Consider the following 17,104-nt stretch of genomic DNA (forward strand, 5'->3'; position numbering starts at 1 on the left):
CATCGCCCCGTGCGGCGGCGCGTTCATTCGGATGTCCGGGTTTTCACCATTGGTAAGATCAGATGTGAATAATTAAATTGGCTTGACCAAAATGAGTTTGATTGCTGTAATTCAGCCAAATTGGACTGACCACGTAGTGTCGAGGTCGATCCATCCCAAGGAGACGCAATGGCAATGCCTCGCAATCTGCCCGGTCAGGCCGCGCACGACGAAGCCGACCAGGAGATCCTGCGCCTGGACGGGATTCGCAAGCGCTTCCCGGGCGTCCTCGCGCTCGACGGGATTCGCCTCGACCTGCGCCGCGGCGAGGTGCATGCGGTGTGCGGCGAAAACGGCGCGGGCAAATCGACGCTGATGAAGATCATCAGCGGCCAATACCTGCCCGACGAGGGTGCCGTTCACTATCGCGGCGCGCCGGTGCGGTTTCGTTCGGCTTCCGAAGCGCAGGCGGCCGGCATCTCGATCATCCACCAGGAACTCAATCTCGTCCCGCACCTGAGCGTGGCGGAGAACCTGTTCCTTGCGCGCGAGCCGCGGCGCGGGCCGTTCGTCGATACGAAACGCATGAACGCGGAGGCGGCGCGCTGCATCGCGCGCATCGGCCTGAACGTCGCGCCGACGACGAAGGTCGGCGTGCTGTCCATCGCGCAGCAGCAAATGGTCGAGATCGCGAAGGCGCTGTCGCACGATGCGCGCGTGCTGATCATGGACGAGCCCACGTCGTCGCTGACGGAAGCGGAAACGGTGCAACTCTTTCGCATCATCGAGGAGCTGCGCGCCGACGGCGTGGCGATTCTGTATATCTCGCACCGGCTCGACGAAATGGCGCAGATCGTCGATCGCGTGACGGTGCTGCGCGACGGGCGCCACATTTCGACGGACGATTTCGCCGACGTGAGCATCGACGACATCGTCGCGCGCATGGTGGGGCGGACGCTCGACGACGCCTATCCGTCGCGGCAATCGGTGCCGACCGACGACGTGCTGCTCGACGTGCGGGACCTGCGTCGCGACGGCGTGTTCGGGCCGGTGTCGTTCGCGCTGCGCCGTGGCGAGATCCTCGGTTTCGCGGGATTGATGGGCGCCGGGCGCACCGAGATCGCGCGCGCGATCTTCGGCGCCGATCGTCCCGACGGCGGCACGATCGCGCTGCACGGCCGGCCCGTGACGATCCGCTCGCCGCGCGAGGCGATCCGGCACGGCATCGCGTACCTGTCGGAGGACCGCAAGAAGGAGGGGCTCGCGCTGCCGATGCCGGTCGCGGCGAATCTCACGCTCGCGAACGTGCGCGGCATCGCGTCGCGCTTCGGATTCCTGCGTTTCGACGACGAGATCGACGTGGCGCGCCGCTACGTGCAGGACCTGGCGATTCGCACGCCGTCCGTGCACCAGCGCGTGCGCAACCTGTCCGGCGGCAACCAGCAGAAGGTCGTCATCGGCAAATGGCTGTACCGCGGCTCGAAGATCCTGTTCTTCGACGAGCCGACGCGCGGGATCGACGTCGGCGCCAAATTCGCGATCTACGGGCTGATGGACCGGCTCGCCGCCGACGGCGTCGGCGTGGTGCTGATCAGTTCGGAACTGCCGGAGCTGCTCGGCATGACCGACCGGATCGCCGTTTTTCATGAAGGTCGAATGACCGCCATTCTCGATACGAAACACACCAGTCAGGAGGAGATCATGCACTACGCGTCGGGGCGTTCCCATGCTTGAAATGACATCCGATCGAAGCCAGGCCGACGAACGGGCGGCGCGACAGCGGCGGCGCGACCTGATCCAGAAGTTCGCGGCGCTGGGCAGTCTCGTCGTGCTCGTGTTCGCGTTCTCGATATCGAGCGCGGCGTTCTTCTCGGTCGACAACCTGATGACCGTCGGCCTGCAGGTCACGTCCATCGCCTATCTGGGCGTGGCCGCCACCTGCGTGATCATCACCGGCGGCATCGACCTGTCGGTCGGCTCGGTGCTCGCGCTGGCCGGCGTGTGCGCCGCGCTGCTGGTCAAGGCCGGCGTGCCGGTGCCCGCGGCGATGGCGGCCGGCATCCTGGTCGGCGCGCTGTGCGGGCTCGTCAACGGCATCTGCGTGACGCAGATGGGCCTGCCGCCGTTCATCGCGACGCTCGGCATGATGCTCGTCGCGCGCGGCATCGCGCTCCAGATCACGGGCGCCCGGCCGGTATCGGATCTCGGCGACGCGTTCGGCGCGCTCGGCAACGGCGCGCTGCTGCGGATCTCGCGGATCGGCGCAGACGGCTTCCCCGACACGACCTTTCCCGGCATTCCGTATCCGGTCGTGATCATGGTCGTGCTGTTCGTCGTGGTGTCGGTCCTGCTGTCGAGAACGTCGCTCGGCCGTCATATCTATGCGGTCGGGTCGAACGCGGAAGCGGCCCGGCTGTCGGGCGTGAACGTGCAGGGCGTGAAGCTGTTCACCTACGTGCTGTCCGGCGCGCTCGCGGGCGTGACCGGCTGCGTGCTGATGTCGCGGCTCGTCACCGGGCAACCGAACGAAGGCGTGATGTACGAGCTCGACGCGATCGCCAGCTCGGTCATCGGCGGCACGTCGCTGATGGGCGGCGTCGGCACGATTTCCGGCACGGCGATCGGCGCGTTCGTGATCGGCGTGCTGCGCAACGGCCTGAACATGAACGGCGTGTCGAGCTTCATCCAGCAGATCATCATCGGCGTCGTGATCCTCGGCACGGTGTGGATCGACCAGTTGCGCAATCGCCGGCCCTGACCGGCAGCAAGCAGTCCCTACCAACGAGAAGCGGAGCGAGACATGAACAAATCCATCCTGCTGGCGGCATCGGCGTGCGTGTTCGCGGTATGCAGCAGCGGTGCGTATGCGGCGGGCGGCGAAATCGCGGTGATCGTCAAGACGGTCAATTCGAACTACTGGCAGAACGTGCAGAAGGGCGCGAAGGCGGCGCTCGACGGCGCCAAGGGCTACACGATGACGTTCCAGGGGCCGGCGGCCGAGTCGGACATCAGCGGGCAGGTCAACATGGTCGACAACGCGGTCACGCGTCACGTGGCGGGCATCGTGCTCGCGCCGTCCGATCCCGATGCGCTCGTGCCCGCGATCAAGAAGGCGTGGGAAGCGCACATTCCCGTCGTGCTGATCGACTCGGCCATCGCCGACGCCGGCAAACCGTACTACCAGGCGTTCCTGTCGACCGACAACGAGAAGGCGGGCGCGCTGTGCGCGAAGGCGCTGATCGACCGCGTCGGGCAGTCTGGCAAGATCGCGATCATGTCGTACGTGCCGGGCGCGGGGTCGGAGGTCAGCCGTGTCGGCGGGTTCCGCAAGTACATCGAGAGCCATTCGAAGCTGCAGGTCGTCGGCCCGTACTACTCGCAATCGCAAATGGCGACCGCGCTGAACCAGACGACCGACGTGCTGTCGGCGAACCCGGACCTGAAGGGCATCTTCGGCGCGAACGAGCCGACCGCGGTCGGGATGGGCCGCGCGCTGAAGCAGTCGGGTAAGGCGGGCAAGGTGGTGGCGATCGGGTTCGACGGCAACGAGGACCTGCAGGGCTTCGTGCGCGACGGCACCGTGCAGGCGATCGCCGTGCAGGGCTCGTGGCAGATGGGGAACCAGGGCGTGCGCACGGCGCTCGACGTCATCGAGCGCAAGCCCGCGCCGAAGCTGATCGATACCGGCGTCGTGATGGTCGACAAGCAGAACCTCGATTCGCAGGCGGCGAAGAACGTCCTGTACTGATCGCCGTGTCTCTTTCCCGCAACCAGTCACGCCTCATGAACGCAAACGATACGCGCACCTTGCCGCGCAGCGGGCTGACGGTGTCCGCGCTCGGCCTCGGCTGCTCGCAGCTCGGCGGCCTTTATCGGCCGATGTCGGCCGCCGATGCCGCAGCCCTCGTCGATGCCGCGTGGGCGGCCGGCCTGCGCTATTTCGACACCGCGCCGTATTACGGCTACACGCTGTCCGAGCGGCGCGTGGGGGCGGGGCTCGCCGCGCGCGAGCGCGGCGCCTTCACGCTCAGCACGAAGGTCGGGCGGCTGATGCGCGCCGACGCGAGCGTGCGGCCGGGCGACGACGGCTGGGCCGAGCCGCTGCCGTTCCGGCCGGTCTACGACTACAGCTACGACGGCATCATGCGCTCGTACGACGACAGCCGGCAACGGCTCGGGCTCGCGCGGATTGACATGCTGTACGTGCACGACATCGGCGCGATGACGCATGGCGATCGTCACGCGCACTACTGGGCGCAGTTGACCCGCGGCGGCGGGTTTCGCGCGCTGGAGGCGCTGCGCTCGGGCGGCGAGATCGGCGGGTTCGGTCTCGGCGTGAACGAATGGGAAGTCGCGGCCGACGCGTTGAACGAAGCGGCGCTCGACGCCGTGCTGCTGGCCGGCCGCTACACGCTGCTCGAACAGACGGCGCTCGAACCGCTGCTCGACGCGTGCGCCCGGGAAGGGACGGCGATCGTGATCGGCGGCGTGTTCAATTCCGGCCTGCTCGCCGGCAACGGCAAGTTCAACTATGCGGACGCGAGCGCCGACGTGATCGACAAGGCGACGCGGCTGGGCGCGCTGTGCAAGCGCTTCGACGTGCCGCTTCCCGCCGCTGCGTTGCAGTTCCCGTTCGGCCATCCGGCCGTCGTGTCGTGCGTGATCGGCGCGCGCAGCGTGGGCCAGTTGAAGCAGAACATCGACTGGTTCGAGCGCCCCGCGCCGGCCGAACTGTGGGATGCGTTGCGCGACGAAGGGTTGATCGCGGCGCACGCGCCGGTTCCGGGAGCCCGCGCATGACCGCGCGGATCGACGCCCATCAGCACTACTGGCGAATCGGCGCGCGGGCCGGCTGCTGGCCGCCGGCCGAACTCGATGCGATTCACCGGGATTTCGGCCCCGCCGATCTGGCGCCGCTGCTCGACGCCGCGCGCATCGATACCACCGTCCTCGTGCAATCGCTGCCGAGTGAAGCCGACACGCGTTTTCTGCTCGATCTCGCGAATGAAACGCCGACCGTCGGCGCCGTGGTCGGCTGGGTCGACCTGAAGGCCGACGACGCACCGGCGCGGATCGCGGCGTTCGCGGCGGCACCGAAAGCGCGCGGCTTGCGACCGATGCTGCAGGATCTGCCCGACGACGCGTGGATCGACGATCCGCGCCTGGATCGCGCGGTCGCCGCGATGCTCGAGCACGGGCTGCGTTTCGATGCACTCGTGATGCCGCGTCATCTCGACGCGCTATACGCGTTCGCGCGGCGCCATCCCGAACTGCCGATCGTGATCGACCACGGCGCGAAGCCGTTCATCGAGCGCGGCGAATTGCAGCCGTGGCTGTCCGCGATGAGCCGGCTCGCGAGCCTGCCGAACCTTCATTGCAAGCTGTCCGGTCTCTGGACCGAAGCGGGGCCGTCGGCCGGCCCCGATGCCGTCCGCACGCGCACGCGGCCGTATGTCCACGCGCTGGCCGAACTGTTCGGGCCGACGCGCCTGATGTGGGGCAGCGACTGGCCGGTGCTGCGGCTGGCGTCGGCATGCGGCGGCTACGGCGAATGGCTGGCTGCGTGCGAGGACGATTGCGCACGGTTGCTCGGCTCCGCGGCATTGCCCGACCTCTTCGGCGGTAACGCACGGCGCTTCTACCGGATCGACACCGCACGCCACGACGAATGAAACCGAACGAAAGGAAAACCGACATGCTCAGCGTGATCTGCGAATCCCCCGGCGTGCTGCGCGTGCAGCAGCGCGAACTGCCCGTGCGCGGCAGCGGCGAAGTGCTGTTGCGCGTGCAACGGGTCGGCATCTGCGGCACCGACCTGCACATCTTCACCGGCAACCAGCCGTACCTCGACTATCCGCGCGTGATGGGGCACGAGCTTTCCGCGGTCGTCGTCGAGGCGGAACCGGAGTCGGGTCTCGGCGTGGGCGACGCGGTGTACGTGATGCCGTATCTGTCGTGCGGACACTGCGTCGCCTGCCGCCACGGCAACACGAACTGCTGCGTCAACATCAAGGTGCTCGGCGTGCATCGCGACGGCGCGCTCGCCGAATACCTGAGCGTGCCCGCGCAGTTCGTTCACAAGGCCGACGGCATTTCGCTCGACCAGGCGGCGATGCTGGAATTCCTTGCGATCGGCGCGCATGCGGTGCGGCGCGCGGACGTCCGTGCCGGACAGCGGGCGCTGATTGTCGGCGCCGGGCCGATCGGCATGGCGGCGATGATCTTCGCGAAGCTGCGCGGCGCCGACGTCACATGCCTCGACACGCGGGCGGATCGGCTCGCGTTTTGCCGGCAGCATCTCACGGTCGATGCGACGGTGGAGGTGGGGGAAGACGACGCAGCGCGTCTCGCGTCGTTGACGAACGGCGAGTATTTCGATGCGGTATTCGACGCGACCGGCAACCTCGATGCGATGAATCGCGGTTTCGAGTTCGTCGCGCACGGCGGCAAGTACACGTTGATCTCGATCGTGCGCGGGCATGTCGCGTTTTCGGACCCGGAATTCCACAAGCGGGAAACCACGCTGCTCGCGAGCCGCAATGCGACCGCCGAGGATTTCGCGACAGTGCTCGACGCGATGCGTGCGGGGCGCATTCCGGACCGCGCGCTGAACACGCACCGGATGCGGCTCGAGGAGGTGCCGGATGCGCTGCCGCGCCTGCTGGAGGCGGGGCAGACCGTCGTGAAGGCGCTCGTCGAATGCTGAACGATCGAATCCGGCACGCGGAGCGCACGCGATGATGCCGCCGATCCTGCAGTTCGGCACGAGCCGCTTCCTGCTGGCGCACGTCGACCTGTTCGTGTCCCAGGCGCTGGACGACGGCAACGCGATGGGCGGCATCGGCATCGTGCAGACGACCGGCAATCCGGCCAGCCGCGCCCGCATCGACGCGCTGCGCGCCACCGGTCGCTATCCGGTGCGGATTCGCGGGCGCGAGCACGGCGTCGTGGTCGACGAAGTCGTCGAGTGCCGCGCCGTGCAGCGCGCGTGGGACGCCGAGCGGGACTGGGCGGAGATCCGCGGTGCCGCGATCGAGACGGTGCGCGTGATCGTGTCGAACACCGGCGACGCAGGGTATCGCCCCGATCCGCGCGACACGGTGGACCTGCTGGCCCAACCGGCGCACGCACCGCACGGCTTTCCGGCGAAGCTGCTCGCGCTGCTGCACGCGCGCTGGCAGGTGCGGCCCGGCGATGGCGTCACCGTGCTGCCTTGCGAACTGGTGACGAACAACGGCGACACGCTGCGCGACATCGTGCTGGGCCTCGCGCGCCAGTGGCGGCTGCCCGACGCGTTCGCCGACTATCTGGGCAACCGCTGCGTATGGGTCAACTCGCTCGTCGACCGCATCGTGTCCGAGCCGCTGCATCCGGTCGGCGCGATCGCGGAGCCCTACGCGCTATGGGCGATCGAACGGCGTGCCGATATGGCGCTGCCGTGCACGCATGCGCAGATCGTCGTCACCGACGATTTGCGCGGCCACGAGCGCCTGAAGCTGTTCTTCCTCAATCTCGGGCACAGCTGGCTCGCGGAGCAGTGGCTCGCGGCAGGGCGCGACGCATCGGAAACGGTGCTGGACGCGATGAACGATGCGCGGCTGCGCGACGGTCTCGAAGCCGTGTGGCGCGATGAAGTCGCGCCGGTTTTCGTCGCGCTGGGCTTGCGCGACACGGCGGAACGCTACGTCGACAGCGTGCGCGAGCGCTTTCTCAATCCGTTTCTTGCGCATCGCATCGCCGATATCGCAATCAACCATCGGGAGAAGGTGGCGCGGCGGATCGAGCCGCTGCTCGCGCTCGCGGATTCGCTGGCGGTGCAGACTGAACAGCCACGGTTACGGCAACTCGTCGCCCGCTATGAGCCGGCGGCCATCGCAATGACAGGGAGAGATGCATCGTGAAGCAACCGACCATCGTGATTCTTCACCGCAACGACAACGTCGCCGTCGCACTCGACGCGCTCGCGCCGGAGGTGCCGGTCGACGTACACGGCGCACCGCTGCGGCCGGCGGCCGCGATACCGGCCGGCCACAAGATCGCCACCGCGCCGATCGCGCGCGGCGACACGATCGTCAAATGCGGGCAGCCGATCGGTGTCGCGCTGCGCGACATCGCCGCGGGCGAGCATGTTCACGTGCACAACGTCGGGATGCCCGAGCGGCATGCGCACGATGACGGGTCGGTCGGCGGCACGCACGACGTTGCCGCGGATCGCCGCGATACCTTCGACGGATTCGTGCGGCCCGACGGCAGCGTGGGGACCCGCAACTACGTTGGCGTGATCGCGAGCGTCAACTGTTCGGCGAGCGTGTGTCATGCGATCGCCGATGCATACCGGCACGGCGCGCTCGATGCGTTCGGTCACGTCGACGGCGTCGTCGCGATCACCCATCAGAGCGGCTGCGGCATGTCGGCGACCGGCGACGGCATCGAACTGCTGCGGCGCACGCTCGTCGGCTATGCGCGCAACCCGAATTTCGCCGGCGTGCTGCTCGTCGGCCTCGGGTGCGAGGTCAACCAGGTCGGCGCGCTCGCGCAACGGCTCGATGCGGCATCGCCGGGCACCGTGCGCACGCTGGTCATCCAGGACGAGGGCGGGGTGCGCGACACCGTGGCCAAAGGCGTGTCGATCGTGCGCGAGTTGCTGGAGCGGGCCGAAGGCGCGCGTCGCAGCGCCGTGCCGGCCTCGCGGCTGACGGTCGGCCTGCAGTGTGGTGGGTCCGACGGCTACTCGGGCATCACCGCGAATCCGGCGCTCGGCGCGGCAGTCGATCTGCTGGTCCGCAACGGCGGCACCGCGATTCTGTCCGAGACGCCCGAGATCTACGGCGCGGAGCATTTGCTGATCGCGCGGGCAGCTTCGCGCGACGTGGCCGAGCGCTTGCTCGGCAGGTTGCAGTGGTGGGAGCGCTACGTCGCCGACAACGGCGGCGAAATGAACAACAACCCGTCGCCCGGCAACCTCGCCGGCGGCATCACGACGATTCTCGAGAAATCGCTCGGCGCGGTGTCGAAGGGCGGCCGCTCGCCGCTGCGCGCGGTCTACGACTATGCGGAGCCGGTGCGGCAAGCCGGGCTCGTGTTCATGGATACGCCCGGTTACGACCCGGTGTCGGCCACCGGGCAGATCGCCGGCGGCGCGAATCTCGTGTGCTTCACGACGGGCCGCGGTTCGGTGTTCGGCTCGAAGCCGGTACCGACGATCAAGATCGCGACGACGACCGGCTTGTTCGAGCGGATGCAGTCGGACATGGATTTCGACAGCGGCGGGATCGTCGCCGGTTCGCTCTCGGTCGGCGAAGCGGGCGAGCGGCTGTTCCGGCTGATGCTCGACGTCGCCTCCGGACGCAGATCCCGCAGCGAGGACAACGGCATCGGCGAACGCGAGTTCGTGCCGTGGCTGCGCGGCGCGGTCATGTGACGCGAAAGGCGGCGTGCGACCGCGTGCGCAATCGGACAGCGAAGGAGGAGCCGCGATGGAAACCAGCATGAGCGAGCCGGCGATCGGCGAAACCGGTCACGACGGCTCGCTGTCGGAACTGGAGAAGGGCTTGCTCGGCGAGGCGCTGCGCTTGCTCGCCGAGACGCGCGCGCGTGCGCTGGAACTCTGTGTCGAGGTGAGCCGGCGGCAGGGCGGCGCCACGCCGGACGTCCACGATTTCAACCTGCCGACGATCATCGAGTTGCAACGGCGCTTCGGTACGCGATCTGGCCCGGACGGCGCCGGCATGGCAGCCTCCGGTCGCTTCGCGTAGCCGAAGCCGAAGCCGCCCGGGGGCGGCACCGTTGCAGGATCGATCGTCCGCGCCGGTTATGCCGCCGACAACGTGATCGACACGCCCGTCGCGGTGTACACCGGCGTGGCCTTGAACCCGTCGACCGTCACCGTCGTGAACTTCGCGGCCGCCGCCGCGCCGTCGATCAGCGCGATGGTATCGCCGGCCTTCGGCGCGTAGCCGTTCACGAACTTCACGTGCAGCGTGCCGCCCGCGACGGTGAGCGGCCCGCCCACGCGCAGCCGCCCGCCGCCGTTGCCGTCGATGTCGAGTTCGAGCGTCGTGTTGTCGAGCTGCGTGTAGCGGGTCGCGATCGTCACCGGCGCGGCGGCCGCGATTCGCACGCTGCCGCCCGGGCCGACGTACACGTCGCCTTTGCCGAACGCCGTCGCGGACGCGGCCGCCAGCGTGCCGCCGCTCACCTGCGTGCCGCCCGTGTAGGCGTTGTTGCCTGCCAGCGTCAGCGTGCCGCTGCCTTGCAGCGTCAGCTTGCCGGCGCCCGCGACGTCGTTGCGCCACAGGTCGGCGGCATTGAGCCCGCCCTGCGACGCATCCATCGACACGATCACGTTGCCGTTGAACGCGCCGTAGCCGTCGGCCGCCGCGAACAGGTTCAGGCGCCCCCAGCCTTCCGCGTCGTCCATGACCGGATAGCCGGACGGCAGCTCGGTCGTCTTCAGCACGACGCGCCGCTGGTCGGCGCTCAGGTACGGGAAGCGCGTCTGCAGCAGGATCTCCGCGCCCTTAGGCACGACCGGCGGTGCGTTCGTCGATTCGATCGCGCCGAAGCCGAAGGTCATGCGGCGCAGGAACGCGGTCTTGTTCGCCGTGTAGTCGGCGAACCGGTCGGTGGCCGTCGTGCCCGAGTGCGCGAATGCGGAGAAGGTCGTGGCGCTCGTTCCGGTCAGTTGCTGCAGCGTCTGATGCGCTTGCGTGTAGGCGGCCTGCGCGTCGCTGGCGTACGCGGTCAGGTTCGCTGCGCTGAGGGCCAGCGCGAGCATGCGCCCGCCGATCACGTCGAGCGGCGAATGCATGCCGGCGAGAATCCGGTTCTCGCCCAGTTCGAGGCCGCGGCTGAGCATTTCCTGGAAGCGTTCCGGCACGAGCCACGCCATCGTCGTCGCATCGCGCACAGCCTCGGCCGTGTGGCCGCTGACGAAGCCGCCGTCGGTCGCGGGCGTCGTGCTTTCGGCCGGCACGAGCGTCGGCGCGACGACCACACTCGTGCTCCAGCGGTACGGGCGCGCGTATTTGAAGAAGCGCTTCGACGGCTCGGTCGACGCGTTGTTGCCCATTTCGTTGAGCAGGTCGACGACCTTGCCGAAGCTGGCGTTGCCGCTGCTGCTGCCGACGCCGACGTTGTTGCCGGAATCGTTGTACAGCACGGTCGTCGCATCGGCGGGCACGCTGGTGATGCTGGTCGTCTGCTGGGCCGCGGTGCGCCACGCGGCGGTGAGCGGGCCCATGCCGTCGGTCACGCTGTATCCCTTGCCGCGCCGGTCGTCGTAGTACGCGGCATCGGCCTGTTGCGGCGTACGCGCGGTCGTCGCGTTGATCACGTACTGCACGTTGGCCGACAGCACCGCATCGTTCAGGATCGTGCCGCACGGCACGCCGCTGTTCGGCAGTCCGGAGCACGTCGACGGCGAGATGGCCGGGAACGCGCCGTTCGCCGGCGCGCTCACGCCCGCGTCGACCAGCATCGTCGCCGGCTGCCACAGATCGAGGAAACGGCTCAACACGCGCACCGCGGCGTTGGTCGACAGCGTCGCATAGCGCGCATCGCCGCGCTGGTTGGTCGCGACGTTGTCGACGAAAGCGGGTGCGCTCGGGATCGGCGCGCTGTCGACGAAGCCGGGGTCGGCGGGCGGCGCGGGAACGGCCGCGGCGATCGTGCCGGTCGACGTGACGTCGTCGCCGCCGCCGCAGGCAGCCAGTACGATCGCACTCGACAATGCCGCGACGTGCAGCGGGAAACGGCTTCGTGACGCAAACATGCAAGACTCCATCCTGATGGTAGAAGATGGAGGATTGTGGTGAGCGATCGTTACGCGGTCGTTACGGAATTGTTTCGCGTCGTACGCGGCCGGCGAAAATTCCCACTATCTGGTTAATTTCCGATGCTTAACATGACGGACGCCGGAATCCATGGCGTCCGTCATCGATACAGGGCGGCGGGCGCCGGCCTACGCGCCGGCCGTGCGCGTGTCCAGCCGGAACAGCGAGACGGCCTCGGCAAGCCGGTTTCCCTGTTCCTCGAGCGACTTCGATGCGGCGGCGGCCTGCTCGACGAGTGCCGCATTCTGCTGCGTGACTTCGTCCATTTGCGTGATGGCCAGATTGACCTGCTCGATGCCGCGGCTCTGCTCGCTCGACGCCGCGGCGATCTCGCCCATGATGTCGGTCACGCGCGAGATCGCATGCGTGACCTGGCTCATCGTATCGCCCGCGTTGTTCGCGATATGCGAGCCATCCTGGATTTTCTGGACCGATTGCGAGATCAGTTCGCGAATTTCCTTCGCGGCGCTCGACGAACGCTGCGCCAGACTCCTGACTTCGCTTGCCACCACCGCGAAGCCGCGGCCCTGTTCGCCGGCGCGGGCGGCCTCGACAGCTGCGTTGAGCGCGAGAATGTTGGTCTGGAATGCGATTCCTTCGATGATGCCGGTGATCTCGGCGATCTTGGCGGAGCTCGCGCTGATGTCCGTCATCGTGTCGACCATCAGGCCGACCGCCGTGCTGCCGCGCTGGGCGACCTCCGATGCATTGTTGGCCAGGCCGCTCGCCTGCTGCGCGTTGTCGGCGTTCAGGCGCACGGTGGACGTCAACTGCTCCATGCTCGACGCGGTCTCCTGCAACGAGGCCGCCTGCTGTTCCGTGCGGGAGGAGAGATCCTGGTTGCCGGACGCGATTTCGCCGGCCCCGGTCGCGACGTTGCCCGATGCGGTACGGACTTCCGAGATCAGGCGAATCAGGTTCGCCTGCATGTCCCGCATGGAAGCCAGCACGCTGCCGGTCGGCGCGGCGCCGGTCGTGGATTCGGCGGCGAGGTTGCCGGCGGCGATATGGCCGGCGATCTCGCTGAGCGCGGCGGGCTCCGTGCCCAGTGCGCGCAGCAGGCCGCGGGTGATGAAGAGGCCCGAGATCGCGGCGGCCGCGGCGGCGGCGATGCAGATCGCGATCAGCATGAGCCGTCGCGAGGTATAGCGATCGTCCGATTCCTTCACCAGTTGGCCGGCCCGCAACCGCGTGTACGTCGCATACGCGTCGGTGGCCGCGACGAGCTGGGCCAGCAGCGGTCGGCACTGTTCGTTGATCATCGTGATCGCCTGGTCGCGCCGGTTGTTCGCCGCTGCGTCGACGATGGCGCGCGCCACCGGGCCGTACTGCGCCTCGACCGCCCCGATTTGCCGAACCAGTTCGCGAGACTTGTCGGACGCGCCGCTTCCCTCGCGGACCGCATTCGTCAGTTCGCCCATCAGCGCGCCGACTTCGCGGTCGGCCTGCAGTGCGGCCTCCTTCTCGAGGTCCGCGTCGCGCGGGCTGGCCGCGAGCACCTGGTTGCGGGCGGCGATCGCGCGCCGGTCGACCGCGAAGCGGATCTTGTCCGCCAGGGTCGCACGGGCGTTGGTGCCGTTGACATAGTCGTCGAATGCCGCGTTCGCGTTGCCGAGCGAGACGATGCCGAGGAGGGAGACGAGCACGACCATGCACGTAAGCAGTGCGAAAGCCATCAGCAGCTTCGTACGAACCGTTAACCGTCGATCATTCATGGGAAAAGTCCAGTGGTTGATATCAAATAGCTTTCCTCATTATCGGAACGGTGAATGAACAATTTAGGATCGCTCCCCGGGGCAATCGTTTGCGTGTTGCCTGTCGTCAAAAAAATCCGGCCGCGATCCGCATTTGTCACGACGAACGGGCGAACGGCGCCGTTTTCCGCACGACGCCCCAGGCCCGTGCGCTCCTCGCGATAGCGTGCCGTGTCGCCCTCTGCGTGCCCGTTTCGGTCGCCGTCCTTCCGGCGTCGCTCAACTTCCCGCCCCCGGTGCCGTTAAATGGATCAGGATCAGCCTGTTCACCGATCCAGTTCAATCACGCGGTAACGGAGACCGAAGTCATCATGCTGTCATCAATTCGCGCACGGATACTGGCGACGTGTGTCGCCATCGTAGTGACGGCGCTGGCCGTAACCGGGGGGCTGGTCTATTACGTCGTCAAGACCCACAACGACGAGGCCATCGACCAGAATCACAAGTCGATCCTCGCCGGGCATGCGCTCGCGATCGACGAATGGGTGGCCAGCCGCGCGCGCGAAACCCAGGCGCTCGCGGACACGATCGCGATCGGCGAGGGCGACCCGGTGCCGGCATTGAAGCTGCTCGGCAAGTCGGGCGGCTTCGAGGTGCTGACGCTCGGCCTGCCGGACAAGACGGCGTTTTCCAACGTGCCGCTCGCGCCCGGCTACGATCCGACCGCGCGGCCCTGGTACAAGCAGGCCGTCGGCGCGGGCCGTCTGGTCGTGACGGCGCTCTATCGCGATGCGACGAGCGGCAGGCCGGCCGTGGCGTTCGCGGTGCCCGTGGTGCGCGACGGCGCGGTGAAGGGCGTGCTGGCAGCCAGCCTGTTCATGGAGAACGTGAGCTCGATCGTGACTTCCGTTCACCCGACCCCGGCGAGCTTTGCATTCCTGGTGGACAAGGGCGGCCGCGTGATCGCGTCGGCCAAGACCGACCTGATCATGAAGCCGGCCACCGGTCTCTCGCCGGAACTCGATGCCGACCACCTCGGCGCGCTGCAGACGGCATCCGCACCCGTCGCAGTCGACATCGACGGCGCCGCCAAATTGATGCGCGCGCAACCGATCGTCGGCACCGACTGGTCGCTGGTACTCGCGCTCGACAAGGGCGACGTGACGGCCGGCATGCGCGCGGTCGCGACGACGACGCTGCTGGCGATCGTGATCGTCGCCATCATCGCGGCCGCGCTCGTCGGCGCGATGACGAACGCGGCCTTCAAGCGCATCCTGATGGTGCGCGATGCGCTCACGGACGTATCGAGCGGCAGCGGCGACCTGACGAAGCGCCTGCCTGCCGACGGCACGGACGAAGCCGCGCAGATCGCGCGGGCGTTCAACGCATTCGCCGAGAAGATCAGCGCGATCCTGCTGCAGATCCGCGCGTTCAGCACGTCCGTCAACCTCGCGAGCGCCGAGATCGCCCAGGGCAATCAGGATCTGTCGGCCCGCACCGAACACGCGGCGTCGAGCCTCCAGGAAACGGCCGCCGCGCTCGAGGAGATCGCCGGCACGGCCCGCAATTCGGCCGATGCGGCGAGCCAGGTGAACCGTCTGGCGGAATCGGCGTCGGATGTCGCGCTGCGGGGCGGCACGGTCGTGCGCGAAGTCGTGTCGACGATGAGCGACATCACGCAGGCGTCGGCAGAGATCGCCAACATCGTCGGCGTGATCGACGGCATCGCGTTCCAGACCAACATTCTCGCGTTGAACGCCGCCGTCGAGGCGGCCCGCGCGAACGAGCACGGCCGCGGCTTCGCGGTCGTCGCCGGGGAGGTGCGTGCGCTCGCGCAGCGCAGCGCGCAGGCCGCGCGGGAAATCAAGCAGCTGATCCATTCGTCGGTCGAGAAGATCGAGGGCGGCTCCGGGCTGGTCCAGACGGCCGGGGCGACGATGGACGAAATCGTCGACGGCGTGCGCAACATCACCAGCGTGATCGCCGAAATCAGCGTCGCCGCGAAGGAGCAGAGCACGGGGCTCGAGCAGGTGAATCAGGCGGTGTCGCAGCTCGACGATACGACGCAGCAGAACGCGGCGCTCGTCGAGCAATCGGCGGCGGCCGCGACGTCGCTGCGCGAGCAGGCGGCGCGGCTCGCGCAGACGGTCGGGGAGTTCAAGCTGGCGGAGCGTGCGGTGCCGGCGTGACGGGCGGCTTGACGGGGCGGGCAGGCCCCGGTTTCCTGCGAGAGGCCGGCGGAGCAGCACGCGGCCGCGAAGCCGGCCGGCTGCATGCCCGCCGACGGCGGGCCGGATCGCGCCTCTATCCTGCGCCGATCCGCGGGTGCGCCGCCCACGCCGCAGCTGACTGCAATCGATCGCGGGTGGGGAGGCCGTATCGCCGTCGTTCCGGTCAGGCCAGCAGCCCGCGTGCAGCCAGATTCGCATACAGCGCACGCACGCCGAAGGTCCACGGCGCGATCTCCGTGCAAAGCCGCACGGTGTTGACGAGCGCGCCGAGCGCGGGCGTGGAGATCGTCACGCGGTCGCCCAGGTGATGCGTGAATCCGCCGCCGGGCGCGTCGCGATCCTGGATCGGCGAGAACATCGTGCCGAGGAACAGCATGAAGCCGTCCGGATACTGGTGATGCGCGCCGCAGGTCTGCGCGACGAGGTCGGCCGGGTCGCGGCTGATCTCGCGCATGTGGCTGATGCCGTCGAGCACGAAGCCGTCGTCCGCGCCTTCGACGCGCAGCGACACGCTGCATGCCCGCACGCTGTCGAGCGTGAAGCCGTCATCGAACAGCCTCACGAACGGGCCGATCGCGCACGAGCCGTTGTTGTCCTTGCATTTGCCGAGCAGCAGCGCCGAGCGGCCTTCGATGTCGCGCAGGTTCACGTCGTTGCCGAGCGTCGCGCCCACCGGCCTGCCGTCGCCGGCGACCGCCAGCACGATCTCCGGTTCCGGGTTGTTCCACACCGACACGGGCAACAGCCCGACGTCCGCGCCGAAACCGACCGCGGACATCGGCTGCGCCTTGGAGAACACCTCGGCATCCGGGCCGATGCCGACTTCCATGTATTGCGACCACGCGCCGCGGCGCTCGAGTTCCGCCTTCAGGCGCAGCGCGGCTTCCGAGCCGGGCACGATCTTCGACAGGTCGGTGCCGATGGTCGCGGCGATGGTGTCGCGTACCTCCCGTGCTTTGGCCGGATCGCCGCCGGCCTGTTCCTCGATCACGCGCTCGATCAGGCTGACCGCAAAGGTCACGCCGCACGCCTTGACGGCCTGCACGTCGCACGGCGCGAGCAAGTGCGTGGCACCCGGCGTGCCGTCGAGCGCCGCCTGCAGCAGCGGCTCGACGCGGCCGAGCGATTCGCCGGAAGCGGTGCGCGCGAGCGCGACTGCGTCGGGCCGGTCGAACAGGTCCGCGGTGGTCGGCACGGTGCGCGTGATGTCGAACACTTCGCCGCCGCGCACGGCGACGACGCTCGGGCCCGCGTGGGCGCCGTCGTGCCGCCAGACGCGGCCGATCAGCAGCGCGTGGTCGAGGTCGTGCGGCAGGCAATCGGAAACGGAAGGAGTACGCATGGTCAGCTCGGCAAGAGTCGGAGG

At 68.3% G+C, this 17,104-nt stretch carries 13 protein-coding genes; 10 read left to right on the forward strand and 3 right to left on the reverse strand.

The window, feature by feature from the left end:
* Positions 1 to 168 precede the first annotated feature (168 nt).
* The 9 genes from JMF86_RS31750 to JMF86_RS31790 all read left to right on the forward strand — a co-directional run bounded on the left by JMF86_RS31750 (position 169) and on the right by JMF86_RS31790 (position 9,734).
* Positions 169 to 1,713, forward strand: a complete 1,545-nt coding sequence (locus JMF86_RS31750; RefSeq protein ID WP_011549868.1) for a sugar ABC transporter ATP-binding protein — start codon at positions 169 to 171, stop codon at positions 1,711 to 1,713.
* Entirely contained in the window at positions 1,706 to 2,737 is a 1,032-nt protein-coding gene (locus tag JMF86_RS31755; RefSeq protein WP_011549867.1) for an ABC transporter permease, read from the forward strand. The genes JMF86_RS31750 and JMF86_RS31755 overlap by 8 nt, the downstream gene beginning before the upstream one ends.
* Positions 2,738 to 2,779: 42 nt before the next feature.
* Positions 2,780 to 3,727 (forward strand): ABC transporter substrate-binding protein, encoded by a 948-nt coding sequence (locus JMF86_RS31760; RefSeq protein ID WP_011549866.1) that lies wholly within the window; start codon positions 2,780 to 2,782, stop codon positions 3,725 to 3,727.
* A gap of 35 nt (positions 3,728 to 3,762) precedes the next feature.
* Positions 3,763 to 4,779, forward strand: coding sequence for an aldo/keto reductase (locus JMF86_RS31765; protein WP_011549865.1), 1,017 nt, complete (start codon positions 3,763 to 3,765; stop codon positions 4,777 to 4,779).
* The gene (locus JMF86_RS31770) at positions 4,776 to 5,651 is read left to right on the forward strand and encodes an amidohydrolase (RefSeq protein ID WP_011549864.1); all 876 of its coding nucleotides are present in this window, start codon (positions 4,776 to 4,778) and stop codon (positions 5,649 to 5,651) included. The genes JMF86_RS31765 and JMF86_RS31770 overlap by 4 nt, the downstream gene beginning before the upstream one ends.
* A 23-nt stretch (positions 5,652 to 5,674) precedes the next feature.
* A complete protein-coding gene (locus JMF86_RS31775) occupies positions 5,675 to 6,685 on the forward strand; it encodes a zinc-binding alcohol dehydrogenase family protein (protein ID WP_041489557.1) in 1,011 nt (336 codons plus the stop codon).
* 31 nt (positions 6,686 to 6,716) lie between these two features.
* Positions 6,717 to 7,880, forward strand: a complete 1,164-nt coding sequence (locus tag JMF86_RS31780) for a D-mannonate oxidoreductase (protein ID WP_011549862.1) — start codon at positions 6,717 to 6,719, stop codon at positions 7,878 to 7,880.
* Positions 7,877 to 9,400 carry a UxaA family hydrolase gene (locus JMF86_RS31785; RefSeq protein WP_011549861.1) on the forward strand — a complete coding sequence of 508 codons (1,524 nt, stop codon included), beginning with the start codon at positions 7,877 to 7,879 and terminating at the stop codon, positions 9,398 to 9,400. Before JMF86_RS31780 ends, JMF86_RS31785 begins: the two co-directional genes overlap by 4 nt.
* A gap of 67 nt (positions 9,401 to 9,467) precedes the next feature.
* A complete protein-coding gene (locus JMF86_RS31790) occupies positions 9,468 to 9,734 on the forward strand; it encodes a hypothetical protein (RefSeq protein ID WP_227746085.1) in 267 nt (88 codons plus the stop codon).
* Between the two features lie 56 nt (positions 9,735 to 9,790).
* Here the strand turns inward: JMF86_RS31790 and JMF86_RS31795 are convergent, their stop codons facing one another.
* The gene (locus JMF86_RS31795) at positions 9,791 to 11,752 is read right to left on the reverse strand and encodes a phosphatase PAP2 family protein (RefSeq protein WP_011695044.1); all 1,962 of its coding nucleotides are present in this window, start codon (positions 11,750 to 11,752) and stop codon (positions 9,791 to 9,793) included.
* Positions 11,753 to 11,941: 189 nt separating this feature from the next.
* Entirely contained in the window at positions 11,942 to 13,528 is a 1,587-nt protein-coding gene (locus JMF86_RS31800) for a methyl-accepting chemotaxis protein (protein ID WP_011549858.1), read from the reverse strand.
* A 350-nt stretch (positions 13,529 to 13,878) separates the two neighbouring features.
* Between JMF86_RS31800 and JMF86_RS31805 the strand changes: the two genes are divergently transcribed.
* Positions 13,879 to 15,696: a methyl-accepting chemotaxis protein gene (locus tag JMF86_RS31805; protein WP_011695043.1), complete on the forward strand. Its 1,818-nt coding sequence runs from the start codon at positions 13,879 to 13,881 to the stop codon at positions 15,694 to 15,696.
* 205 nt (positions 15,697 to 15,901) lie between these two features.
* On the opposite strand, the gene JMF86_RS31810 is transcribed toward JMF86_RS31805, so the two are convergent.
* Positions 15,902 to 17,080 (reverse strand): fumarylacetoacetate hydrolase family protein, encoded by a 1,179-nt coding sequence (locus JMF86_RS31810; protein WP_054928660.1) that lies wholly within the window; start codon positions 17,078 to 17,080, stop codon positions 15,902 to 15,904.
* Positions 17,081 to 17,104 lie beyond the last annotated feature (24 nt).

Origin of the sequence: Burkholderia sp. E168m15 (genome assembly GCF_016586105.1) — a bacterium.
In the GTDB taxonomy this organism is placed as follows: Bacteria; Pseudomonadota; Gammaproteobacteria; order Burkholderiales; family Burkholderiaceae; genus Burkholderia; species Burkholderia orbicola.

Bases quoted from the DNA above. Each gene is read 5' to 3' on its own strand.
- JMF86_RS31780 (WP_011549862.1), top strand. From the start codon at position 6,717: ATGATGCCGCCGATCCTGCAGTTCGGCACGAGCCGCTTCCTGCTGGCG.
- JMF86_RS31750 (WP_011549868.1), top strand. From the start codon at position 169: ATGGCAATGCCTCGCAATCTGCCCGGTCAGGCCGCGCACGACGAAGCC.
- JMF86_RS31810 (WP_054928660.1), bottom strand. From the start codon at position 17,080: ATGCGTACTCCTTCCGTTTCCGATTGCCTGCCGCACGACCTCGACCAC.
- JMF86_RS31800 (WP_011549858.1), bottom strand. From the start codon at position 13,528: ATGAATGATCGACGGTTAACGGTTCGTACGAAGCTGCTGATGGCTTTC.
- JMF86_RS31760 (WP_011549866.1), top strand. From the start codon at position 2,780: ATGAACAAATCCATCCTGCTGGCGGCATCGGCGTGCGTGTTCGCGGTA.
- JMF86_RS31795 (WP_011695044.1), bottom strand. From the start codon at position 11,752: ATGTTTGCGTCACGAAGCCGTTTCCCGCTGCACGTCGCGGCATTGTCG.
- JMF86_RS31790 (WP_227746085.1), top strand. From the start codon at position 9,468: ATGAGCGAGCCGGCGATCGGCGAAACCGGTCACGACGGCTCGCTGTCG.
- JMF86_RS31770 (WP_011549864.1), top strand. From the start codon at position 4,776: ATGACCGCGCGGATCGACGCCCATCAGCACTACTGGCGAATCGGCGCG.
- JMF86_RS31765 (WP_011549865.1), top strand. From the start codon at position 3,763: ATGAACGCAAACGATACGCGCACCTTGCCGCGCAGCGGGCTGACGGTG.
- JMF86_RS31775 (WP_041489557.1), top strand. From the start codon at position 5,675: ATGCTCAGCGTGATCTGCGAATCCCCCGGCGTGCTGCGCGTGCAGCAG.
- JMF86_RS31755 (WP_011549867.1), top strand. From the start codon at position 1,706: ATGCTTGAAATGACATCCGATCGAAGCCAGGCCGACGAACGGGCGGCG.
- JMF86_RS31805 (WP_011695043.1), top strand. From the start codon at position 13,879: ATGCTGTCATCAATTCGCGCACGGATACTGGCGACGTGTGTCGCCATC.